Annotated in this window: 21 protein-coding genes; 7 read left to right on the top strand and 14 right to left on the bottom strand. The window is 39.7% G+C overall.

The annotated features are described in order from the left end of the window. Nucleotides 1-105: 105 nt before the first annotated feature. The 6 genes from FKG96_RS13335 (at nt 106) to FKG96_RS13360 (ending at nt 8,442) form a co-directional block, all read left to right on the top strand. Nucleotides 106-1,476: a dipeptidase gene (locus FKG96_RS13335; RefSeq protein ID WP_013666368.1), complete on the top strand. Its 1,371-nt coding sequence runs from the start codon at nt 106-108 to the stop codon at nt 1,474-1,476. 162 nt (nt 1,477-1,638) lie between these two features. Then, a complete protein-coding gene (alaS, locus tag FKG96_RS13340) occupies nt 1,639-4,254 on the top strand; it encodes an alanine--tRNA ligase (protein WP_130857404.1) in 2,616 nt (871 codons plus the stop codon). Between the two features lie 25 nt (nt 4,255-4,279). After that, nucleotides 4,280-5,368: a peroxiredoxin gene (locus tag FKG96_RS13345; protein ID WP_130857405.1), complete on the top strand. Its 1,089-nt coding sequence runs from the start codon at nt 4,280-4,282 to the stop codon at nt 5,366-5,368. A gap of 104 nt (nt 5,369-5,472) precedes the next feature. Beyond that, nucleotides 5,473-6,159: a response regulator transcription factor gene (locus FKG96_RS13350; protein WP_013666371.1), complete on the top strand. Its 687-nt coding sequence runs from the start codon at nt 5,473-5,475 to the stop codon at nt 6,157-6,159. A 276-nt stretch (nt 6,160-6,435) separates the two neighbouring features. Further along, nucleotides 6,436-7,641 (top strand): GAF domain-containing sensor histidine kinase, encoded by a 1,206-nt coding sequence (locus FKG96_RS13355; RefSeq protein WP_130857406.1) that lies wholly within the window; start codon nt 6,436-6,438, stop codon nt 7,639-7,641. Nucleotides 7,642-7,704: 63 nt separating this feature from the next. Continuing rightward, the gene (locus FKG96_RS13360) at nt 7,705-8,442 is read left to right on the top strand and encodes an RluA family pseudouridine synthase (RefSeq protein ID WP_013666373.1); all 738 of its coding nucleotides are present in this window, start codon (nt 7,705-7,707) and stop codon (nt 8,440-8,442) included. Between the two features lie 87 nt (nt 8,443-8,529). Here FKG96_RS13360 and FKG96_RS13365 read toward each other — a convergent pair whose 3' ends face one another. Beyond that, nucleotides 8,530-9,432 carry a 3-hydroxybutyryl-CoA dehydrogenase gene (locus FKG96_RS13365; RefSeq protein ID WP_130857407.1) on the bottom strand — a complete coding sequence of 301 codons (903 nt, stop codon included), beginning with the start codon at nt 9,430-9,432 and terminating at the stop codon, nt 8,530-8,532. Between the two features lie 36 nt (nt 9,433-9,468). Further along, complete coding sequence (locus FKG96_RS13370) at nt 9,469-10,239, bottom strand: helix-turn-helix domain-containing protein (protein ID WP_013666375.1); 771 nt, start codon at nt 10,237-10,239, stop codon at nt 9,469-9,471. Between the two features lie 181 nt (nt 10,240-10,420). Here FKG96_RS13370 and FKG96_RS13375 point away from each other — a divergent pair, with 181 nt between their 5' ends. Continuing rightward, on the top strand, nt 10,421-10,684 hold the full coding sequence (locus tag FKG96_RS13375; RefSeq protein ID WP_246860281.1) for a GIY-YIG nuclease family protein: 264 nt from the start codon (nt 10,421-10,423) through the stop codon (nt 10,682-10,684). A gap of 48 nt (nt 10,685-10,732) precedes the next feature. Here FKG96_RS13375 and FKG96_RS13380 read toward each other — a convergent pair whose 3' ends face one another. From FKG96_RS13380 to FKG96_RS13440, 12 genes are all read right to left on the bottom strand, one after another. After that, nucleotides 10,733-13,864 (bottom strand): basic secretory protein-like protein, encoded by a 3,132-nt coding sequence (locus FKG96_RS13380; RefSeq protein WP_130857409.1) that lies wholly within the window; start codon nt 13,862-13,864, stop codon nt 10,733-10,735. Between the two features lie 74 nt (nt 13,865-13,938). Then, nucleotides 13,939-16,269, bottom strand: coding sequence for a transglycosylase domain-containing protein (locus FKG96_RS13385; protein ID WP_130857410.1), 2,331 nt, complete (start codon nt 16,267-16,269; stop codon nt 13,939-13,941). Nucleotides 16,270-16,456: 187 nt separating this feature from the next. Beyond that, a complete protein-coding gene (locus FKG96_RS13390; RefSeq protein WP_013666379.1) occupies nt 16,457-17,068 on the bottom strand; it encodes an HAD family phosphatase in 612 nt (203 codons plus the stop codon). A gap of 99 nt (nt 17,069-17,167) precedes the next feature. After that, on the bottom strand, nt 17,168-18,493 hold the full coding sequence (locus tag FKG96_RS13395) for an ABC transporter permease (RefSeq protein ID WP_149105643.1): 1,326 nt from the start codon (nt 18,491-18,493) through the stop codon (nt 17,168-17,170). Between the two features lie 7 nt (nt 18,494-18,500). After that, nucleotides 18,501-19,412: an ABC transporter ATP-binding protein gene (locus FKG96_RS13400; protein WP_130857412.1), complete on the bottom strand. Its 912-nt coding sequence runs from the start codon at nt 19,410-19,412 to the stop codon at nt 18,501-18,503. A gap of 114 nt (nt 19,413-19,526) precedes the next feature. Continuing rightward, nucleotides 19,527-20,129: an acyloxyacyl hydrolase gene (locus FKG96_RS13410; protein WP_130857413.1), complete on the bottom strand. Its 603-nt coding sequence runs from the start codon at nt 20,127-20,129 to the stop codon at nt 19,527-19,529. 381 nt (nt 20,130-20,510) lie between these two features. Beyond that, nucleotides 20,511-21,656 (bottom strand): molecular chaperone DnaJ, encoded by a 1,146-nt coding sequence (gene dnaJ, locus FKG96_RS13415; protein ID WP_013666383.1) that lies wholly within the window; start codon nt 21,654-21,656, stop codon nt 20,511-20,513. A gap of 2 nt (nt 21,657-21,658) precedes the next feature. Then, nucleotides 21,659-22,273: a nucleotide exchange factor GrpE gene (locus tag FKG96_RS13420; RefSeq protein ID WP_013666384.1), complete on the bottom strand. Its 615-nt coding sequence runs from the start codon at nt 22,271-22,273 to the stop codon at nt 21,659-21,661. 152 nt (nt 22,274-22,425) lie between these two features. After that, on the bottom strand, nt 22,426-23,109 hold the full coding sequence (locus tag FKG96_RS13425) for a cell division ATP-binding protein FtsE (protein WP_013666385.1): 684 nt from the start codon (nt 23,107-23,109) through the stop codon (nt 22,426-22,428). A gap of 1 nt (nt 23,110) precedes the next feature. Continuing rightward, nucleotides 23,111-23,314 (bottom strand): hypothetical protein, encoded by a 204-nt coding sequence (locus FKG96_RS13430; RefSeq protein WP_013666386.1) that lies wholly within the window; start codon nt 23,312-23,314, stop codon nt 23,111-23,113. Between the two features lie 290 nt (nt 23,315-23,604). Then, complete coding sequence (locus FKG96_RS13435) at nt 23,605-24,090, bottom strand: YdeI/OmpD-associated family protein (protein ID WP_013666387.1); 486 nt, start codon at nt 24,088-24,090, stop codon at nt 23,605-23,607. A gap of 165 nt (nt 24,091-24,255) precedes the next feature. After that, nucleotides 24,256-24,723, bottom strand: a complete 468-nt coding sequence (locus tag FKG96_RS13440) for a VOC family protein (RefSeq protein WP_207303789.1) — start codon at nt 24,721-24,723, stop codon at nt 24,256-24,258. Between the last annotated feature and the right edge of the window lie 24 nt (nt 24,724-24,747).

Consider the following 24,747-nt stretch of genomic DNA (forward strand, 5'->3'; position numbering starts at 1 on the left):
TAGCCGATATAGTGTGAATATAGTACGGAACTAATATGGAGACATCGTGAGCTTACATGGGATTTTAACCGATTTTATGTAGGTTTGCAACAAACACAATAAATTATGTCACACATTAAAGACTATATTGAAGCAAACAAGCAACGATTTTTGGATGAATTGTTTGAATTGCTACGCTTTCCATCTGTTAGTGCCGATTCAAAGTATAAAAGCGATGTCTTAAAAACGGCCGATTATATTGCTGAAAAACTAAAGGTTGCCGGTGCGGACAATGTAGAAGTTTGCCCGACAGCTGGCAATCCAATTGTTTATGGGGAGAAAATTATAGACCCAACTAAACCTACTGTTCTCGTATATGGACATTATGATGTGCAACCACCGGAACCACTGGAATTGTGGCACACGCCACCGTTTGAACCTACCGTGCGCGACGGCAAAATTTTTGCCCGTGGTGCTTGTGATGATAAAGGACAAATGTATATGCATATAAAGGCTTTCGAAGTTATGCAACAAACGAGTGGACTGCCTTGTAATATCAAGTTTATGATCGAAGGAGAAGAAGAGGTAGGATCTGAAAATTTAGACGTTTTTGTTAAAGCAAATAGAGAAAAATTAGCCGCTGATGTTATCCTAATATCGGATACCGCCATGATCAGTTTGGAAACCCCATCACTCGAAACCGGCTTAAGAGGACTTTCCTATTTAGAAGTAGAAGTGGTAGGTCCCAATAGAGATCTTCATTCCGGCGTTTATGGTGGAGCTGTGGCAAATCCGGCGACCATCTTAGCAAAAATGATCGCTTCACTTCATGACGAGAATAACCATATTACCATTCCCGGGTTTTATGACGATGTCATTGAATTAAGTGCGGAAGAACGAGAAGCACTAAACCAAGCTCCTTTTAATGAAGATGAATATAAAAAAGATCTTGGAGTTGAGGAGCTATGGGGTGAAAAAGGTTATACAAGTATTGAACGCACGGGGATTCGCCCTACTTTGGAAGTTAATGGAATCTGGGGTGGTTATATCGGCGAAGGGGCAAAAACAGTTCTTCCATCAAAGGCATCAGCAAAAATTTCGATGCGACTGGTACCCAATCAGCAGTCTGCTGTTATTACGAGTTTATTTCAAAAGCATTTCGAAAGCTTAGCTCCGAAATATGTAAAAGTGAAAGTGACACCTCATCACGGTGGAGAACCGGCTGTAACACCAACAGATAGTACGGCCTACAAAGCTGCCGAAAAAGCAATTGAGGAGGCTTTTGGAAAGGCACCGATTCCATGTAGAGGTGGTGGCAGTATTCCAATTGTTGCCTTATTCGAAAAGGAATTAGGATTGAAGACGGTTTTAATGGGCTTTGGACTAGATAGTGATAATCTTCATTCACCAAATGAAAAGTATGATATCGCTAACTATTTTAAAGGTATTGAAACCATTCCTTTGTTTCATAAGTATTATGCGGAATTAAGCAAATAATCAATTTTGATTTTGTCTAGTAAGCTGTCTGGAAGCACATGGTAAGTGGTTTTTGGACAGCTTTTTTAATAAGAGCCGATTCTGTTAGCGATCGTGCTTGAAATAGCTTAACTTTGTGCATCTTTAAGATAGCCGTTGGAACATATTTAATTATTCTAGTGAATGACTAGTAGAGAAATAAGACAAGCATTTTTATTTTTTTTTAAAAGCAAGGGACATGAAATAGTACCTTCTGCACCGATCGTAGTAAAGAATGATCCAACCCTGATGTTTACCAATGCCGGGATGAACCAGTTTAAAGAACTGTTTTTGGGTGAGGCTCCCATTAAGTATTCAAGGGTTGTAGATACGCAACGTTGTTTGAGGGTGTCGGGGAAACATAATGATTTAGAAGAGGTTGGTATCGATACGTACCATCATACTATGTTTGAAATGCTGGGCAATTGGAGCTTTGGTGATTATTTCAAAAAAGAGGCAATAGCCTGGAGTTGGGAGCTCTTAACCAATGTTTACAAAATAGATAAAGACCGATTATATGTTACTGTATTTGAAGGAGACAGCGAGGAAGGTTTACCGGAAGATACCGAAGCCTATGGTTATTGGAAAGAACATATTGATTCAACCCGCATCCTGAAGGGAAACAAAAAGGATAATTTCTGGGAAATGGGGGAGACCGGGCCGTGTGGGCCTTGCTCTGAAATACATGTGGATTGTAGAAGCGACGAAGAGCGTCGGATGATTGATGGGAGCACCTTGGTCAATGCTGATCATCCGCAAGTAATTGAAATATGGAATAATGTCTTTATGCAGTTTAATCGTTTAAAAGACGGTTCCTTGCAACCTCTTCCTGCAAAGCATGTGGATACGGGTATGGGCTTTGAACGCCTGGTACGTGTATTGCAGGGCAAAACTTCCAATTATGATACGGACATCTTTCAGCCGCTTATCCAGTTAATTGCGAAAGCGGCGAAGGTACAATATGGCGAAAACGAGCAGCAGGACATTGCGATGCGCGTAATGGCTGACCATATTCGTGCCATTTCGTTTGCTATTGCAGATGGACAGCTTCCGTCTAACAACAAAGCGGGATACGTAATTAGAAGGATCTTGCGGAGAGCCGTTCGTTATGCTTATACATTTTTAAATTTCAAAGAGCCCTTCTTAAATACATTAGTGATTCCGCTGGCTCAGCAGTTTGAAGGCGTATTTGATGAACTTTACAAACAGCAGGATTTCGTACAAAAAGTTGTTTTGGAAGAAGAGTTATCTTTTTTACGAACTTTAGTAACCGGTATCCAGCGCTTTGAAAGCTATCACACTGATCAGGGGCTGGTTAGTGGGGATTTCGCTTTTGAATTATATGATACTTATGGATTTCCGATCGACTTGACTGATTTGATGGCTCGGGAAAAGGGATGGAAAGTAGATATGCCGGGATTCGAAAATGCGTTGAATAAACAAAAAGAGCGCTCACGAGCTGCGACTGCGATTGATACGGGCGACTGGGTTACCGTAAGTGAAGATGGAGAAACACACTTTGTAGGATATGATAACTTAGCAACCGAAACGAAGATACTTAAATATCGTAAAGTTTCAGCTAAGGGAAAGATTCAATACCAATTAGTGTTGTCGCAAACACCATTTTATGCGGAAGGTGGTGGACAGGTGGGAGATACCGGAATTTTAATACATGAAACATCGAAAGAAACGATTCAGATTGTTGATACGAAAAAGGAAAATGGATTGATTATCCATTTTTCTGATGAAATCCCTTCGCATCTTGAAGGTGTTTTTTTTGCGAAGGTAGCTGAAGATCGGCGTCGGGATATCCAAAGTAATCATTCAGCGACCCATCTGTTACACGCAGCACTAAAGCAAGTTTTGGGAGAACATGTAAATCAAAAAGGATCTTTAGTAAGCGAAGAGGTGCTCCGTTTTGATTTTTCCCATTTTGCTAAAGTTTCCGATGAAGAATTAAGAAGAGTTGAACAAGTTGTCAATGCAAAAATCAGAGAAAATTTAGCCTTGGATGAACGAAGGAATGTACCGTATAATGATGCTATTGATATGGGAGTGACAGCCTTATTCGGTGAGAAATACGGTGACTTTGTACGGGTGATAATTTTCGATGAAAACTTTTCAAAAGAATTATGCGGCGGAACGCATGTCCAATATACCGGAAATATCGGCTTCTTCAAAATTTTGAGCGAGGGTGCCGTTGCCGCAGGTGTAAGACGCATTGAAGCTATTACCGGTAGACGGGCAGAAGAAATTATTGATAGGCAGGATGAGTTGATCAATGAGTTGAAAAACTTACTTAAACATCCTAAAGATCTGAGTGCCGCTATTACCGGTCTTTTACAGGAAAACAGTAAACTGAAAAAAGAGGTAGAAAAATCATTGGTGGAAAAGGCCCAACAGTTAAGGCAGGTGCTTGTAGAAAAGGCAATTGACATTAATGGAGTGCGTTTTATCGGTGAGCAAGTGGAGTTACCAAATGCAGATGCTGTTAAAAATTTAGCCTTTGCTATAAAAAAGGCAATCGATAATGGTCTGTTTTTAGTATTAGCCGCTGATTTTGATGGTAAACCTAATTTAACTGTAGTATTATCGGATGATTTAGTGAGCCGTGGGCTGGATGCGGGAAAAATTGTTAGGGAGCTGGCAAAAGAAATAAAAGGCGGTGGTGGTGGTCAACCTTTTTATGCAACAGCAGGAGGAAAGGATTCTTCAGGTTTAACCGTTGCTCTTGAAAAAGCGAAATCTTTTGTTGGTTAAATGAATTTGAACTAAATATTTACGGATGAAGAAGATATTAGGAGCTCTAAGTATTTTTGTTTTGGCTGCTTGCAGTAATAAGGATCAGTTTGTCTTGAACGGCGAGCTTATCAACAACGATCAGGTCAAAAAAGTTTTTTTATATGAAGGAGGGGAGGTTGTAGATTCAGCTTTTTTGAATGACGATAATAAGTTTCGCTTTCGGAGAACGGCACCTATCCCGCAGTTTTACAATTTAAAAGTTGGAGAAAATAATTACTTTTTTGTTCTTTCCAACGGCGAAGAGGTGAGCTTTAAGGCCAATATCAAAGATCCGAGTGGAAATTACGAAGTTATTGGTTCCGAAATTTCTAGCAAAATAAAGGAGTTTAGTGAAATTAATACCCGTTATTCTGCCATATCCAGGGAAATAGAAGGCGAATTTCAAATGCGATTAAAAAGGGAGCCGTCAAAAGAAAAAGAGATTAGGGATGAACTGTTTGTGAAATATAAAAACAACCTGGACCAATTTTCAAAAGAGGTATTGGCCTTCGCTAATCGAAATGTTAACAATTTAGCGGGCTTCTATGCAATAAGTTCATTAGATCCCGCAGAGTACGAAGCGGAAATGATGGCCTATGCCGACACTATAAAGGATAAATTTCCTAAAAATGCTGCCGTGCGAGATTTTGTTACCCATATGGCTGAATTGAAACCGCTAATGGTGGGGCAGAAAGCGCCCGATTTTGAATTAATGGATCAAAAAGGGAAGACAGTCAAGCTGTCGGACTTCCGTGGTAAATATACCCTTGTCGATTTTTGGGCATCCTGGTGCGTGCCTTGCAGAGAGGAAAACCCCAATATTGTAAAACAATACAATACTTATAAAGATAGAAATTTTACGATATTAGGGGTGTCCTTGGATAATAATCAAGCTGCTTGGCTGAAAGCAATAAAAGATGATCAGTTAACTTGGACACATGTATCAGATTTGCAGGCGTGGAATAGTAAAGCTGCAGAATTATACAAAATTTCAAGTATTCCTGCGTCTTTTCTGCTTAATCCGGAGGGTATTATTGTTGCTAAAAATCTAAGAGGACAAAAACTGGCAGATTTTTTGGAAAAAACGCTATAATTTTAACTAGATGTCAAGCAATGGGTGATCATTAACAATTTGTTAATACTGTCTTAACTTTTATTTGCAATTAAGTACATAATTTAGACCTAAAATTATTGAACATGAGCAGTGCTAAATACAAGATATTAGTCGTTGACGATGAGCCCGATATAGTCGAACTAATTGAATATAACTTAAAGCGTGAAGGATATTCGGTTTTTACGGCCACTAACGGACAGGAAGCTGTATCAACGGCACGGAAGATAAACCCGGATCTCATCATACTTGACATCATGATGCCGAAAATGGATGGTATTGAAGCTTGTCGGATTATGAGAAGCATGCCGGAGTTTAAAAACACTTTTATGGTATTTCTTACAGCAAGAAGTGAAGAGTATTCCGAAATTGCAGGCTTTAATGTTGGTGCTGACGACTATATCGCGAAGCCTATTAAACCAAGGGCGTTGATTAGCAGGATTAATGCAATTTTGAGAAGAAACAGCAAAGGAGAAGAGACTTTAGAAAATAAAGTTGAAATCGCCGACCTTGTAATCGATAGGGAAACCTTTTTGGTATATAAGAACGATGAGAAAATTGTTCTTGCAAAAAAAGAATTTGAATTGTTATACTTATTAGCTTCTAAACCTGGAAAAGTTTATACTAGAGAAACAATATTGAAGAGTATTTGGGAAGATTCTGTTGTGGTAACTAACAGAACCATTGATGTGCACATTCGAAAGCTGCGAGAGAAGATAGGGGATGATTATGTTTCTACCGTAAAGGGAGTTGGGTATAAATTTGATGCCTAATTCATTATATTTCTAAAGGGGGTGCTTAGCCCCTTTTCCATTTAATCTTTCTGTGGCGCCCTTTGAGATTTCGAATTTTACCTGATCCTTTTCATTTTCGGGATATATAGGAAGTAAAGTCATCCAAGCCTTACAAATTTTTCCTTTACCGAAAAGAGGTCGCCCATTTTTTGTATCTTGCAATTGTGTCAATAAAAAATCATCTTAAGGGATATCAATGATCTCAAAGAAGATAGTTGAAATTATAATTATAGTTTTACGACATAATTGCTACCTATGGGAATCTATCGTCAGTGGCTCAATATAATTCCTCCGAACGAGCAGGACCGTTTGCGGAAGCTGTATAAGTATGATATTCTGAATACGCCGCCGGAAGACGCGTTCGATAAGATTGCGAAGTTGGCTATGGAGTTTTTTGAAGTTGCGGGCGCATTTATATCCTTTGTCGACGAAAAAACGGTATTCTTAAAATCAGATACTACAGGCCATTTTGAACGCTATACTAACCGTACTGATAGTCTTTGTTCTTGGGCGATTTTACAGGACACAGTAGCCGTGATTAATAATATAGAAGAGGCTTCGGAGATACTTGAAAATCCGGAACATTTAAAAGCGCTTGGTATCGGATTCTATGCTGCTGCGCCACTTCAGACGCCTGATGGGTATAAAATCGGCGCACTTTGTGTTAGTCATCCTACAGCTAAATATCCGTCAGAGAAGCAGTTGGAAATGTTGAAGAGTCTTGCGTCCATAGTAATGGATGAGTTGAAATTTCGTTTAGCTACACGCAATGCGGTACGGGTACAAACTGATTTAATGAACGCAGCCGTTCATGACCTTAAAAATCCGCTAACATCCATCAAGCTTTACGCGCAGTTGATTCAGCGAGAGGCAAAGGAGAATAAAGGGACGCAGGCAATGACCGAGCGAATTATCAAATCATCCGATTTTATCCTTTCGAGCTTGAACGATCTGTTAAATTTATCGCAGATAGAAGATGGCGAAATGAAGCTTAAGATAGAGCCGTGTGTGCTTGATTCATTGCTTAAAGATCTTTTGACGGATTTTGAGATTATTGCCAACCAAAAAAAACAGCGGGTAGTTTTCGAAAATACTATTCAACGGCCTGTCGCCGGTGATAAAGCACGATTACGCGAGATATTTGAAAACCTGTTAAGTAATGCTTCCAAATACGCATATGCTGATACAACGATTAATTTGATAGCTAAGGAGGTAGATAACAAGGCTTTAATTGAAATTCGAGATCAAGGGCAAGGCCTTTCTGAACAGGATATGAAGAAACTGTTCAAAAAATTTGCCCGTCTAAGTTCTGTGCCAACGGGCAAAGAAGGAAGTAATGGCTTAGGACTATCGATCGTTAAAACCTTGGTGGAACTTCATAGTGGAAAGATTTGGGCAGAAAGTCAAGGGAAGGAAAAAGGATCCTCTTTTTTCATTGCTTTACCTTTGGCGGAACTTTAAGCCTAAAGTAAATGATCGCTCTTTGACGAACATGTCGTCCTCTTTTTATACCTTTGCACTTCTATGGAAGAAAAAGCGCTTAATTTTAAATTTCCGAAGTTCAATCAGCTCATCATTTTCGAAGATGATAATCTAATCGTCGTAAATAAACCACCATTTATTGCATCGCTGGATGAAAGAGAGGGGCGAGAAATTAACATACTTCGAATGGCGAAGTCATACCATGCGGACGCGCAAGTTTGTCATCGTATCGACAAAGAAACTTCCGGTTTATTATTAATTGCTAAAAATCCTGATACCTATCGCTCTGTTTCTATCGAGTTCGAGAAGAGAAGAGTGAAAAAGATTTATCATGCTATTATTGGGGGAACTCACATCTTTGAGGACCTAAAGGTGGACCTTCCAATTCTGAATCTGGGTAATAAAAACGTTACCATTGATAAAGCGAATGGCAAATTAGCCGAAACGTGGTTTAAGTCGCTTGCTTATTTTAAGCATTATACTTTGGTGGAGTGTAGGCCAATAACGGGTCGCATGCACCAAATTAGAATTCACCTCGCTACGCAACATGCATCTATTGTAGGAGATAGTCTTTATAAAGGCAAACCCGTTTATCTCTCACAGATTAAACGGGGCTATACATTAAGTAAAGGACAAGAAGAACTCCCAATTATGAAACGATTTGCTTTACATGCTAGAGCATTGAGTTTCTCTATAAATGGAAAAGACTATAGTTTTGAGGCCCCGTACCCTAAAGATTTCGCAACTTTATTAAAACAGTTGGAGCGATTTGATAGCTAAACTGATGAGCCAGCCGTTGACAGAACGCACTACCTTTCAACAATCTAAAGGAGTGAAGAATTTATAAGTCAGTGAATCAGGAAAATATTAGAATCTCGAATTCGAAAACCTGCTAGCAACTATAAGTTCCTTGGCATCAGATTGTCGATAATCATAAAATCCAATAGTTGATTTTTTTCCCAGATGGCCCGCAGCTACCATATTGGTCAATAGCGGACATGGCGCATATTTAGAATTTCCGAAACCTTCGTGTAATACCTTTAGAATAGCTAAACACACATCCAAACCTATAAAATCTGCTAATTGCAGTGGGCCCATTGGATGCGCCATACCGAGCTTCATAACCGTATCAATTTCCATCACACCGGCAACGCCTTCATATAGGCTGTAAATTGCTTCATTAATCATCGGCATGAGGATTCTATTGGCTATAAAACCAGGGTAGTCTTGTACAATGACAGGTGTTTTTTGAAGTTTGGCTGCCAAAGTAAAAATTGTAATGGTAACTGCTTCACTCGTACGATAACCCCTTATCACTTCAACCAATTGCATCATTGGAACCGGATTCATAAAATGCATACCAATGACTTTATCCGGTCTTTTTGTGTTAGAAGCGAGTTGTGTAATGGAAATAGACGAAGTATTAGAAGCTAAAATGGTAGCATCAGCACAAAGGTCGTCCAATTCATTAAAGAGGCGCGATTTGACAGCCTCATTTTCTGTTGCCGCTTCAATGACCAGATCCGCCTCGGCAACGGCTCCTTTTAAATCTGTAAACGTCGTTATATTATTTAAAGTAGCGATTTTTTCATTTTCAGTTAGTTTACTTTTACTAATCTGCCTATCTAAATTTCTTTGTATAATATCTATGGCTTTTGTTAAGGCCTGCTCATTTAGGTCTACAAGAGATACCGAATAGCCATGAAGAGCAAAGGTGTGCGCAATACCGTTACCCATGGTTCCTGAACCAATTACCGTTATGTTTTTCATCTGTTATATTGTTTTTTCGGTTTGATGAACAGTATTTTATTCGGTTTTCATACCACTTATTGTTTTTTGCATTTGTGCCATCATGGTGGTAAGAGTTTCTAAGCTTGGCTCTGCCGTCGGTTCTGGAAATTCTGTACTAATAAATGCTTTGGCTTTCCATATTTCTAAAATATCCGGTGTTTCTACCCAGTAAGGTTCATATACTTTGTTGTCCGAAAGCAATTTCAATCCTTTCTCTTCCTTAAATTTATGCGCTATCCTTTTATAAACAATTCCATCGGATTTCGAAATAATGACGTAAGTCTGATTGGGTTTAACATCAAACCAATCTTCAACGTACTCGCAAATAACAACCGTACCAGGTTGTAAAGGAAGCATGGAATCTCCCTTCAATTCAAATGCGCGGTAAGTTCCTTGTTTAAAGAAAGGCAATCTGAATTTTGGCAATTCACTAATATAGTCCGGATCGGCATAGCCATTTAGATAACCTGCGCTCGCTTTAACCGGTACAAGCTCAATATTTTCACGATCATCCTCATTGACCGTAATACTTAAAACACGGACACTGGATGAATCACCCTTCGGAGTAGGCTTCCATTTATCGTCAATTTTTTCATTGACAAGTTCGTCCATAGTTAACTCATAATAGGATGCGAATTTTTTTAGCAACTCGTATTTCGGTTCCGCACGATCTTCCTCATAAGCGCCAACAAGAGAACGCTTAATTTCCATTAAATCAGCGAATTGCTGTTGTGTATGCCCCTTTTTTCTTCTGAGGTATTTAAGATTTGATGCGATATTGCTCATTTTTAAAATAATTTTGTTTTTACTAAAATTGTTAGTATCATTGTGCCAATAAAGTTAGTAAATAAAATTCAATTAGCGAAAAATATTAGTGTATTTTGTTATGAAGCGATTTGTATATATATTGACAGACTGTAACCGACAATATTTACATGTAGGATTAACCGATGATTTGTTTAAAACAATGACATTTTATAAGGAGCATAGGCAACTTTTTTTTGATACAGCTGCCAAGGTTTCCAGATTGGTTTATTTTGAGGAAATTGATACAGAGGAGTTAGGTATTGCTCGCTTCAATGTGTTATCTGCTTTTACGCGTTCTCAAAAAGAACGTCTTATTAGAGCAAAAAATAAAGATTGGCAGGATCTAAGTTTATGTTTAGGCATAGATAATTTAGTTGCTAATCCACAACAACCTCTTCGCTTTTCCTCGATGAGAGCTTGGTGATGATGAGTGTGCATGAAGCCGGTGTAAGGTCAAATCAATTAAAACAATTTACCATCCCGGCGCGAAGTTAAGACCAAAAGTACCAAATTTTAGATCCTTTCTGTTAAAAGGAACAGCATAATACGGTTCTAAAACAAAGTAACCAAAGATGTTAACCCGTAAAGAGACTCCGGCACTCATAGCAGGAACTCGTTCGTAGATGTCAACAGTTGATCCATCTGGGTTAACCTGTTCGCCAATTTTATCCGGATTACTTTTGAAAGCAATCTTATCTCCGGCACTCCAAGCGAGTCCCATATCAAAAAATACATTTAAATCAGAGAATAGTAGCCCGGATTTAATGGCTGCCAGCTTTTCCGGGCCTGTAAATGGTAACCTTGCTTCTAGATTCACTACCGCTATTCTGGAACCCATCAATTGATTCACATTGTACCCTTGATAAACGTTGCCGTTATTATTGTAGAATGACGCAGATTCATAGCCCCTGATGAGAAATGGATAGCCTATATAGAGCGGATATAATTGATCCTCACCACTACCAACACGCATGTATGTGTAAGCACGCGCAGCCAGGGAGATAGGCTTAATACGGTGATACTTGCGCAGGTCAGCGGTGTAGGCGGTAAAATTAAAATCGCCGAAATACTTTTCGGCAGCTAATCTATACCGATAACCACTTAAAGGGGCAGCTACACCAAAATAAGAATTATCACCAACAAAGGCCGCATTTAGTTGCTGCAAGGTAAAAGAATTAAAATTACCTCCATAGGTTCTGCTCGCTTCTTCTTTTGATAATTTTCTTCTGTCACTGCCTAAGAAATAGAATGTATTGGGGTCGTAATAATTAGAGAATCGATCAATCCGATAGCTGTAGCGGGCTACTGCGCCCCCCAGTTCAAATCTAGTTGTTCTCGATAGGGGGTAAGCGGCAAAAGCGTCTATCTGTGTTTGGAAAGTACGTATAATATCCGTATTCTCCGTAAAATAGGTGTTTCCGTTAATTTCCTCATTCCCATAGCTCATCAATCCGGACATAAAAGGAATATGAGAAATAGACCCTCCCCAACTGATTCTTCCCTTTTGATTGATATAGGCAAATTGACCGCCAAAATCATATACCTCCCCATTAATAGCAACCCCGGCAAATAATTGATTTCGTCCTAAAATATCGGAGAAAATACCTTGGATCCCACTGGATAAGCCCGCGCCATATCTACTGCCAACGGCTACGCCGACACCACTTCCCTGTAAATAGTCTAATTGAAATTTTGGTTTGTATGGTACCGGTTTTATGAGCGACTTACCAATACGCTGAAAAATATTGTAGTTTCGAAGGTTACTATTAACTACATCTACACCCAGTGATTGAGGAGGTGGCAGTAGCGCTGCGTTAAAATTTACTTCGTTATTTGGTACCTCCTTCGCCGTAAAGTCGCTTGGTTTAGCATTGTAGATGGTATATTTTTGCGAACGGTAATATGAGTAGAGAATATCATCGTTTGCAGATACACTTAAAGCAGGTGAATATTCGGTGATTCCGCTAATTCCTGTAAAATAATCGGTAAGCTGTTCAGTTTTTCCGGACGAAAACGTGTAACGGTATAGATTCCTGAAACCATCACGGTTTGACAGGAAATAAAGTTGCTTATCATCTGCCGAGAACTGGGGGTTCAGGTTATTGGCGCCCGGAAAGATATCGATCTTCCGGATTTCTTTTGTACTTATATCGATAATGGCTAAGCCCAATGGAATATCAACTCCTTCGTAACCACTTTCTAAGCTTAAACGATCGGTACTGAAAACAATTTTTTTACCATCTCTTGAAAAACTAGGATGGTAATCGGAATACCAGTCGTTGGTAAGTTGGGTCGAGCTCTTATTTGACAAATCATATAAGTAGATATCACTATATCCGTTTTTAAGTCCCGAGAATGCCACGAGGTTTCCATCGGGCGACCAGGTTATGTTAGCAAACTCACCGATATCTCCCATACTTTCTGTAGCAAGTGTTTTACCGGTCTCCACGTCGACTATCAACAATTTCGTGCGCCCTTGGCTAAACACACTAAACGCAAATTTCTTGCTGTCATGGGAAAAGGATCCTGCACTTTCTATATAACTGAACTCATCAATGTGCGAATTATTCTGTCGACTACTCAGCTTTCGTATGATTTTACCTGTTCCGGCATCTGCTAAGAATAAATCAATACTGAAGAGATCTTTTTCTGATAAGAAAGCGACGTATTTACCGTCGGGGGAAATGGTTGGGGAAACATTCATATTACCCCCGTTTTTATTATTAATGATCATTTGCCCCCTTGGTACTTGAGCCGTATCGATTAGAAGCGGTTTATAGGCATTTTCGATACTTGTACGCCATAAATTTGACAGCGTAGGTTCGTCATATCCAAAGGTGTATTTAATCGCCGCTTGATATCCGTACTTAGCGGTGTTTTTGAAGAAAGGCACAATCACTGTATCCCCGTAAGTAGAACCGATGTAAGCCCAGAATGCTTGACCATAGCGGTAAGGGAAATACTTATTGCTTTCTGTTAAGTCTCTAAGGCTCGGAATATCCTTATTTAAATAAGCATCTCGCATCCACATGGCGGTAAAAGCATCCTTTTTTCCGACGGATAAATATTCGGCCATTCCTTCCACCATCCAAAGAGGGAGATTTCCTATATTTTCCAGCTTGGTTGAATCGCCTTCAATAAGGGAATGATATTGAAAGGCGTGGACCAACTCGTGCCCCAGAACATGGCGTGTCTGGTTATTGATTTGCATAATCGGCATTACTACGCGATTCTTGAGCCCTTCTGTAACACCTCCCGTACCTATACTTATTTCTCCGCCAATAGCAGTAGTTTGTTGAAAGTCCGGATGGTTATTATAAAGTATGAGGGGATTCTTCCGAAGAAATGTATCTCTAAAAACTTGCTGATGCAGTTCGTACCAAAGCTCACTTTCTTGCATGAAACGAGTTAATAGACTATCGTTTTTTAGATAAGTATAGAAATCGAAATGGGGTGATTGCTTTACTTTAAAATCCAATGCTTTATATCGCATCTTATTTTGGCCAAAATATTGTCCAAAAACGGTAGGTATGAAACAAAATGTAAAGGCTATTGCCCAAATAGTTTTGTAAAATCTCTTTTTTGCCGGAATAAGGTGCTTCATATGATGCTTAGGTACAATTTGGGATACTAATTTAGCGTTTAGAATTTATTTGCGCAACTTAAACTCGGTTTCTTCTATTCATTCGGCTGTTGTTTAAGCTGTTCATTGATTCGTTGAAGCTCATCTTCACTGTGCGGTTCCAAAATCGGACTCAGAATGGGAGGGAGGCTATCTGCTCGTGTGCTGTCCGGAATCCGTATCCGCGGGCTTGGGCACTTATATTCGCGTGTAATCGCCACAGTTGGCTCGGGAAGAGGGCCGTAAGTATAGCCGCTTTCCGGGTCGTGGTATAATTTTTCCATAAACTTAGCAAAGATTGGAAGGGCCGTGCGCGAACCTTCTCCGGTTGCCGAATTTCGGAAGTGTATGCTGCGTTCATCATTTCCAACCCAAACACCGGCCACTAAGTCTTTCGTGATACCCATATACCATCCATCCACATAGTCGGAAGAGGTTCCCGTTTTTCCGCCTATTTGATTACCCTTTTTCCACAGATCCCATTCCCATAAGGCTTGCGATGTCCCTCCCGGTTCTTCCATCGTCCCGCGAAGCATATAAGTCATCAACCAAGCGATTTCTTCACTAATGACCCTTTTTGTCTTTGGTTTAAATTCTGCTAAAGAATGACCATCTTGGTCTGTGATACGCTTGACCAAAATGGGTTCTGCATGATTCCCTTTATTCAAAAAGGTAGCATAGGCGCTTACCATCTCATAAACCGTTACGTCATTTGATCCTAAACTTACCGACGGCACCGATTCTAAATGGCTGGTTATGCCGCATTTGTGGGCAGTCTTTACCACATTATCCCAGCCAACTTTTTCTGTTATTTGGGCCGTTACGGAATTAATGGACCTACCCATAGCCCAGCGTAAAGACATATTGATGCCCGAAAAGGTCCAATCGGCGTTTTTCGGTTCCCATGTTTTTGCTTCACCGTTCTCAACATAATTGATTTTTACCGCCTTGTCCTGAAATTTATCACAAGGTGACATCCCCTGTTCCAGGGCGGTTAAATAGGCAAATGGTTTAAATGTCGACCCCGCTTGGCGCTTCGCTTGATTAACATGGTCATATTTATAAAATTGATGGTTAATACCACCCACCCATACTTTTATCTCCGAACTATAAGGGTCCATTACCATCATGCCGGTGTTAAGCATTTTCGCATAATGTGCAAGCGAATCCATCGTGGAATACTCAACTTCGTTCATACCGTCCCAAGTGAAAACTTTCATCGGTTTTGGTTGATTCAGGTAAAAAAGAATACTGTCTTGGTTGTGCTTGAATTTCTTGTCAAGAAAAGAGTAAATTGGAAGCCTTTTTGCCAAATTTTCCAAAAAGTTTTCAATTACTTCTCCTTTGGAATCGCGCCATGGTAGCTCTTTCCCCCAAGTATTTTCCAACCTTTTTTGTAGAACAGCCATTTGATCGTAGGCTGCTTCCTCCGCATAGCGCTGCAATCTGGAATCAATGGTTGTATAAATCTTAAGCCCATCTTCGTAAAGGTCATAACCGTTCTCATCGCACCATTTTTCGATAAACCGCTCTACCGCACCACGCAGATAAGAATCTTCCTTCCCCACTTCATCTACTGTACCTAAGCTTAGATCAATAGGTGATTGCCTGTATTGTTTAAGTTGTGAAGGTGAAATGAAGCCTGCCTTTTGCATTTGAGATAGGACGATATTCCGTCTTTCTAAAGAGCGTTTGGGATTTCGTACCGGATTATAAAGAGTGGTTGCTTTGAGCATGCCTATTAAAAGGGCTGCCTGGGGCGGCGTAACATCATTGGTGTTTTGATTGAAGTATCGTTTTGCCGCCGTTTTGATACCATACGTATTATTGCCAAATGACACCGTATTTAAATACATTGTCAGGATTTCCTCTTTGCTGTAGCGACGCTCCAATTTGATAGCTGTAAACCATTCTTTTATTTTAATGATTAGCATTCGAACACCCGGAATATTACCTAATAAACCGGCCGATTGATTATAACGAGTCCGAAAGAGATTCTTTGCCAACTGCTGGGTAATGGTACTGCCTCCGCGTTTATCTCCTTGTGCAGTAGATAATAGACTGGATGCTACTGCAATAAAGTCGACACCGTTATGTTTAAAAAATCGTATATCCTCTGTGGCGACTAAAGCTTGTGTAATGCTTTTTGAAATACTATCATAAACTACGGGGGATCGGTTTTCTTTAAAATAACGACCGATTAACTTACCATCCGCTGTATATAATTCGGAGGCTACGTGAAGCGTAGGTGCTTTAATATCTTGTGCAGTAGGGGAATAGCCGAAAAGACCTAAAAAATTTAACTCGATAGCACATAAGAAGATTATGACGAAATAGATGAAAATCAATAAGTAACGAAGAAACCTACTCTTAATTCTTCTAAACATGCGGTAAATATCTAAAATGAATAGTTAAAATAAATGTAAAAAAATGTTAAATAGCTTTTCCGGTTAGCGTGTCGAGCGTTAATACTAGACCTGTCAAGCAAATCTCTATAAAAAATCTGAAGTTTTATTGTGGCAGCGTAAACTTTATTAACATTAAAAACAGATGCTAAACAGGGAATTCTTTACATCAAATTTTGTCAATTCGGACCCAATCCATGCCGGCAGCTTCTGCAGCGGCTACTCCAGGATCACCATCTTCGAAAACAATGCAGTCTTTAGGCGCCACTCCTAATTTTTCGGCGGCGGCGAGAAAAGGATCCGGAAAGGGTTTTCCATTAGGCGTTTCGCCGGCACAAACAAGCACTTCTATGTAGTCTGTCAAACCGAGTACTGATAGCGTCCGCTGTACGGTAGTGCGCGTACCTCCTGATACAACACCGATGTGTACATTGCCTGCATTTGCTTTTAAGTGCTCAGTAACGTAAGCGATAGGTTCGGTTGTATCAATGTATTTTTCGAAGAATACTGCCGTCTTTTCTTTGGAGAACGTATCCGGCAACATCACATTATAACGTCTACTGATTTCATCGGCAACAAGTCTGGTTGGCCAGCCGGCCAGTTCATCGATAATGTCGGTGTCCAAATTTATTCCATATTTAGCTGCGGCCTCTTTGTATGACAATTTATGAGCAAGCATATTGTCTGCTAAAGTTCCATCGCAATCATAAAGGAGCGCTTTATATTTACCGCTTGTTTTTTCATTAAGTATGTTTAGCTTATCGAGCGTTTCTTGATTCATCTATATAGTGTTCAAAATAAATAGCGCAAAGTTGTCCTTTATTTATTTTGTTTCCTAATGGAATTGCAAAAATGACAAAACTAGCGTTCGAAAAAGCGTTCAACCTTTGTACCTAAACCATTTGAATAGTTCTTTATAGCTTGCCTTTTTACCATACATTAAAATTCCAACGCGGTAAACCCTCGCGGCTGCATAAGTTGTTAACAAAAAGCCAATAACCAACAAGGCGATTGACAGCAATAGTTGCCAAACGGGGACTCCAAATGGAATTCTAACCAACATACCGATAGGTGAGGTGAAGGGAACCATGCTTAACCAAAAGGCCAAGGAACCATGTGGATTATTGATTAGTACGGAAAAAGAAAGCATATAGGTAAACAATAGCGGCATGATAATGGGCAGCATAAATTGTTGGGTTTCCGTTTCGCTATCTACCGCTGATCCTACCATGGCGAATAGGGCACTGTATAGCAGATAACCGCCAATGAAATAGATCAAAAAACAACCTAATACGTAAGGATAATCAATGGCTTTGATCTGTTGTACAATAGCCTCCATTTTTGACTGCCTTTCTTGATTGTTCTGCTTTACCTCACCGTTACCAATCCCATCTTGCATCTTAACGGACGTATGCATTTCGGGTTTAGAATTGATCATTACGGCAGAGGTTGCGGCCATGAAGCTTACAGAGAGAATAATCCAAAGAACAAATTGGGTAACTCCGACCAGGCCAACGCCGATAATTTTACCCATCATCAGCTGAAAAGGTTTTACTGAGGAAATAACTACTTCGATAATCCGGTTACTCTTTTCTTCTATAATGCCACGCATTACCTGATTTCCATATAAAAACAGGGATATGTAGATTAGGATTGATAAGCCAAAGCTAATTCCGATGGCCGTCCCAACATGGCTGTCCTTTTCTCCATCCACCGTAAGTTCTTTTGATTTGATGGACACAGCCGGCTTTATACCGTTTAAGGTATTTATGTCAATTCCTGCGTCAGCTAGAGCTTTCGCTCTTAGTATGTCATTTAATTTTGACTCAAGCGTGTTGATGGTACCTATACCTTTTTTTTCGGTGTCGTATAGCTCAACAGTTTGGGAGGTCGCCACACCGGCCGGGACAACCAGGAGTAGCGAGCTTGTTTCACCACGTTCCATTTTCTTTTTCAAGCTAGCAATTGATTCATCTGTGCTTAGAAATAACAGATGTTCCGTGTCTTCTAATTTGTTCGCCACAAAGCCTGACTGATCTACTACATAAACCGTTGTAATAGGTTCTCGATTGTTTAATGCGACATAAAAAATAAGCGCGTACATAGCGATAAACAAGAAGGGAACGAGGAAGGTCGTCACTAAAAATGATTTCTTTTTTACACGGCTTAAATACTCTCGTTGTATAATAAGAACTATTTTATTCATTATGCTGCTAGTTGGCGTTGATAGACGTTACTTCTTTTATAAAAATCTCATGGATGGTAGGAATGATTTCTTCTACATGTTGTATTTCAACCTGGGCGATTAGGTAGGAGAGCATATGATTGATCGTTTTTCCCTCTGCTATTTTTAGATACAGTGTGGTTACATGATTATCCGTAAGTCGTTTTTCCACGGTAAATAGCGTATCATTTGGATCGATAACCTGCGCGCCTATATATGTTATTTTATATTTGTTTTCCCGATAACTGTTTTTTATGTCAATAACCGGGCCATCCAAGATTTTTCTGGACTTATTAATGAGCGCAATATTATCGCAAAGTTCTTCTACTGATTCCATACGATGAGTAGAAAAAATAATGGTGGTGCCATTGCTATGTAGTTCCAGTATTTCTTTTTTTATAATTTCAGCATTTACCGGGTCGAAACCGGAAAAAGGCTCATCCAAAATCAGTAGCTCCGGTTGATGAAGTACCGTTGCAACAAATTGTACCTTTTGTTGCATTCCTTTGCTTAGGTCTTCCACTTTCTTACTCCACCAAGACTGCATTTCCATCTTCTCGAACCAATGTTTGATTCGCTTTTTCGCCTCTTCTTTTGACAAACCTTTTAGTTGAGCTAAGTAAAGCAATTGATCACCGATCTGCATTTTTTTATAAAGTCCGCGTTCTTCCGGTAAATAACCTATCTTGCTAATGTGTTCCGGTTGGAGCACATCACCATTGAACATTATATATCCACTATCAGGAGCGGTAATCTGTGTGATAATTCGAATAAGAGAAGTTTTTCCTGCACCGTTCGGACCGAGTAATCCAAAGATGGTGCCCTTTTCAATATGCATGGACACGTCATCTAAGGCTCGATGCTCCGCATATTGCTTTACGATGTTGTTGATTGACAGCATGAGCATTTTATCTTGTACCGTTTAGATAGGCGAGGTGCTTATTTGTTACAACATATGATATATAAAAAAAGGGATGTGCTTTGCACATCCCTTTTGGTTTCGCTGCGTAAAAGTTTAGAAATAAAATTGTACTCCTAATTGAGGTGCAAAGAAATCACTAGCTAAACCAAAAGAATTGGTAATTTGTTTAGATCCGGTCGCCTCATCTTTAATCCTGTCATTACCGTAGTAAAGACCACGTACACTTAATTCAATACCTACATTTTTATGTGGAAAGAATGCTAAACCGGGAGAAAGCTGTGCTCCGAAACTAGTTGTGCTAGACACTTTTGTGCCATCTACTTTTGTGCTTCCAAAAGCCATGGGAACAGAAAGTTGACCAAAGAATTTGAACATTTCATTTCCTTTATAGGCACGAGCAAAAGGTGCGACTACAAAAGCTCCTTGCTTAACTTTCAAATCCACATCATTTGCACCGTCAGTGTAGTACTGACCATAGCGATAACCGACACCGGTACCAATTGCGAAATTATCGCTGATAAAGTATCCTACATTAGGAACAATGTTGAAACTCTGGTTTGAATGGTCCGTGCCATTCACTTTGTTGTAATTATAACCAACAGATCCTCCTAGGAAGAGTTTACCTTTTTCAGTTTGTGCGTTGGCTGTAAAAGCTAGTGCTACAGCGGCAGTTAGAGTTAAAAATAATTTTTTCATGTTTAATATAAATTTGTTAACGTTATAGTCAGTGCTTCGACTGACTTTCACCGTGCATTAGTCAACTTATGTGCCAAATATGACGTAGAGCTTGTATAAAGTTGTATAAGCAACCAATCTTAAACTTCTATGACAATTAAAAGAAAGTGCAATTTTATTTGCTTTTTACAATAATTATATAACTTACTCGTTTACTGATCGTATGTTTTTTAAATGACAAAATCGATTATGCGGTATAAACTGACTATTTGTCTATTTTTGTCAACATTGACAATGACAGTATAGAGATTGGCAGGCATAAGTTAAAATAGGTGGTTACCAAGAAGCAAAAAAAAACGTCGAACCATTGCGTTCGGCGTTTTTTTATTTTATGCTAACATCTTATTCGAAGAATTCTTTTACACGTTCGAAAAAGCTTTTTTCATTTTTCCCGGGTTGGGGCTTGAAATTCGGCGATTCTCTTAATTTTTCTAATTGCTCTCTCTCTGTTTGGGAAAGCGCTTTTGGCGTCCACACATTTACGTATATTAGCTGATCTCCTTTGTGATAAGAATTTACCTCTGGAATGCCTTTGCCTTTTAGACGAAGAATTTTACCTCCCTGCGTGCCAGGATCTATTTTTATTTTCGCTTTACCGTCGATAGTTGGTACTTCTATACTGGCGCCAAGCGCGGCATCTACGAAACTTATATAAAGATCATATATAACATTATTTCCGTCACGTTTCAAAATCTCATGCGGAATTTCCTCTATCAATATGATGAGATCGCCCGGTACACCTCCGCGAGGAGCGGCATTTCCTTTACCGCTCATCGATAACTGCATGCCTTCGCTTACACCTGCAGGGATATTGATGCTGATGGTTTCTTCTCCACGTACCAATCCTTCGCCGTGGCAGGTAGTACACTTAGCTGTGATCTCAACTCCTTCACCGTTACAGGTAGGGCAAGTACTTGTTGTTTGCATTTGCCCTAATATGGTGTTAGTCACCCGCCTTACACTCCCCGTACCGCCGCATGTGCGGCAAGTAGAAGTTGAAGACCTATCTTTAGCACCGCTGCCATCGCAAGTTTTACAAACAACTTGCTTGTTTACCTTGATTTTCTTCTCAACGCCTTTTGCGATTTCCTCCAAGGTAAGCTTTACCTTTATGCGAAGATTCGTTCCTTTTACAGCTCGCCTTCCTCCGCGTGATTGCCCCCCTCCAAAGAAACTTTCAAAGGGGTTGCCTCCTCCAAAGATATCCCCAAAATTACTGAAGATATCTTCCATATTCATACCTCCTCCATAACCGCCGCTCGCACTGTTCCCGGCATGACCAAAACGATCATAGCGTTGACGTTTCTCCGGATTACTTAACACTTCATAGGCCTCGGCAGCTTCTTTAAATTTCTCTTCCGCTTCCTTGTTGTTTGGGTTTTTATCAGGGTGATATTTTATTGCCAGTTTTCTATAAGCTGATTTTATTTCAGCTTGTTCTGCATTTTTTGATACACCTAATACGTCGTAATAATCTCTCTTTGCCATCTTTATAATGATTCGCTACCTACTACTACTTTGGCGTAGCGCAGAACTTTATCGTTAAGGAAATAACCTTTCTCTACCTCATCGATTATCTTTCCAACCAGCTCGGGTGTTGGGGCAGGAATTCGCGTTATTGCTTCATGTAGATCAGCATTAAATTCTTGTCCAACTGACTCCATTTCTTTTAATCCTTTTCTGTTAAGGATAGACTTAAGCTTTTGATAAACGAGTTCGACACCTTCTTTTACAGAAGGGATGTCCTGCGCATTTTCCATTGATTTACGTGCACGCTCGAAATCGTCCAATACCGTCAATAAGTCGCCGATAACTTCTTTACCCGCTGTTTGCAATAGCTCCACTCGCTCCTTGGAGGTCCGGCGCTTATAATTATCAAACTCTGCGTACAAACGAAGATATTTATTGTTGGCTTCTGTCAATTCTTGCTGAAGTTTTTCCTCTTGCTCCACTTCTACATCCGCTTCGGCCTCTTCTACATCATCGTTAAGACCTGCTTTCGTATGTTGGCGCGCTTCATTCACTGATTCCAACTCTTCCGCGATATCCTTGTTCTCGAGATTTTGATTTTCCTCAATATTTTCCTTTTTGCGTTGTTCTTCCATAATTCTAAAAAGCAGTTCAAAAATATTTTTTTCAGCACAAAACCTCTGCCAATGCATAGCAGACAGCCAGTCTGTCAGTCTTTGTTACTCAATACGAACATAATGACGCATTATGTCAACGATTGTCAGTAGGCAGCTAAAGCAAAATGTCGCTAGGAAATGGTTACGTTATCATGTAGTATACCGGATTCTGTTTTAACAATGCGGGAAGGCATGTTGCGGATAATCTGATAATCATGGGTAGCCATTAAAACGGCTGTACCTGCCCGACTGATTTCTTTTAGCAATAAGACAATTTCTTCTGATGTATTAGGATCTAAATTACCTGTAGGTTCGTCGGCAAGAATGATTTCCGGATCGTTCAGTAACGCACGGGCGATTACTACCCGTTGCTGTTCACCGCCGGATAATTCATGGGGCATCTTCTTCAACTTTGAACGTAAACCAACTTTATCTAAGACATCAAACATACGTTCTCTTATTAAGTTCTTGTCTTTCCAACCAGTGGCTCGCATTACAAATTCCAGATTCTTTTCAACTGTGCGGTCAGTCAGTAAATGAAAATCCTGAAAAACAATCCCTAGTTTTCTTCGTAAGAATGGAATGTCTCTGTCATGTAATCGACCAAGGTCGAAGCCGGCAACTAATCCGTCTCCTGTCGATATGGGAAGATCGCCATAAATAACTTTCAGTAGGCTACTCTTTCCCGAGCCGGTTTGACCGATCATAAAAACAAACTCGCCCGAATCAATCTGTAAATTTACATTTGACAGTACAAGATGCTTCTGTTGATAGATATCTATATTTTTAAGTTTGATAACGGTACTTGGAATCATGTTACAGTTCTATTTCTTTTATTTTTCCAAAAGGTAACTCCTCAACTATTTTCATTATGTACGATGCTTTATCTCCCAGTCCTATTTTTTCTAACGACTTATCCGGTCGGTCTACACGAAAATATGCTAAGAGCGTAAAATTTTCATCTCGCAGCTGTACATAGTCCGGAATTTTTGCTACACCTTTTACCTTAATGATATACATGGTACGCCAAAGTTAGTACATTCTACGAAATATCATCTTTTTTCAACGCACATTTTCCCTTTATCGTGTGTTGCACTGATTTGTTGAAAGAAGATTCGTTGGGAAAGACAGGGATTACAAACGAGAGGAAGCACGGGATTTCAGTATGTTATAGCCGCTGCTGCTAGTTCTGAAATATCTTTTAGAAGTTTATATTTTCAATTTACAGGGGAATGCAGGTGTAACGCCAATAGGACGCTATGAGCAATTTGTTGTCCATTCATTTTTTGAATAAAAAATGGGCGGCCTAATTATTTGCCGGACCTATCGTACCGGCTCCGTTCATAAAGCGCGTTTACAGAATCGGCTATGCGAGCAATTTGCGCCTCTTCGTTTTTTGTTTCATTGATCCAATCGAGATATGACTGCTTTTCCGTGTCCGCTAGTGCAGCATAAAACCGGAATGCAGCCGGCTCATCCGCTAAAATTTCTATGAAATCCGTTTCTGTTATCCGAGCGGATTTGTTCAAATAGATTTTGAGCTGTACGGTGTCGCCTACTTGCTTCTGCAGCTGTTTGCGAATACCGGCATTAAGTGGTAGAAATAATTTGCCGTCGCCCATAGGCATGAGGATCACTTTGTCAAGCATGTAACTGTCAATAGATCCGCTTACTTTTACTTGTCCGAAATGATTACGATAATCGGGCGATATCTCCGGAATCAAAATATATGACCATCCTCCTTTGCCGGGAAACCGTTCAATTAAAGCCTCTCGATTTATCTGTATGCTTTCCATAGTGGTGATCGCAATAACAAACGCTAACTTGTATTACCTAAAAAGGGTTTTCCTATCCTTAAAATTTAAGGGCATCTTTAGCAATGCCAAATTTTCAGCTAAAATAGAAAATATATTGGTTTGCATAAAATGTGTTGAAAACGGACAGACAGATAAAAATGCGGGTTAGTTTTTTTGTTCGGTATACTGTACTATATCGACTCCGATACCATTGGGATCCTGAATTGCAAAATGTCGATCACCCCACGGCTCTTCACGCAAGTCTATTTTTATTTCTACCCCCTTGCTCTTCAATTGTCGATACATCTCCTCAACATTATCTACTTCTATCGTCAGGTAAAGGCCTTTGCCATTAAATGGATCATGAAATAACGGTTGTTGACTGGCGTGATAAGGTTTTAAAAAGCTTATTTCTGCTGATTCATTTGGGGTATGCAACAAAAGATAAAAATCGTTTTCAAAAGTAATTCCAAATTGAAGAATTTCAGTGTAGAACGTTTTGCTCTCTTGAATCTTGTCTGTAATAATACCGGCGTTCAGTTTCATTGTTTTCAGATTGGTTTCTTTTGTTTGACCATTAATTGAAGATAAACCGCTTAGGCTTATGAAAATAGCTGTCATAAAGAATTTCATATCGTCTCTTTTTAACAAAGATGC

It is taken from the genome of Olivibacter sp. LS-1 (assembly GCF_008245145.1).
GTDB classification, from domain to species: domain Bacteria; phylum Bacteroidota; class Bacteroidia; order Sphingobacteriales; family Sphingobacteriaceae; genus Olivibacter; species Olivibacter oleidegradans.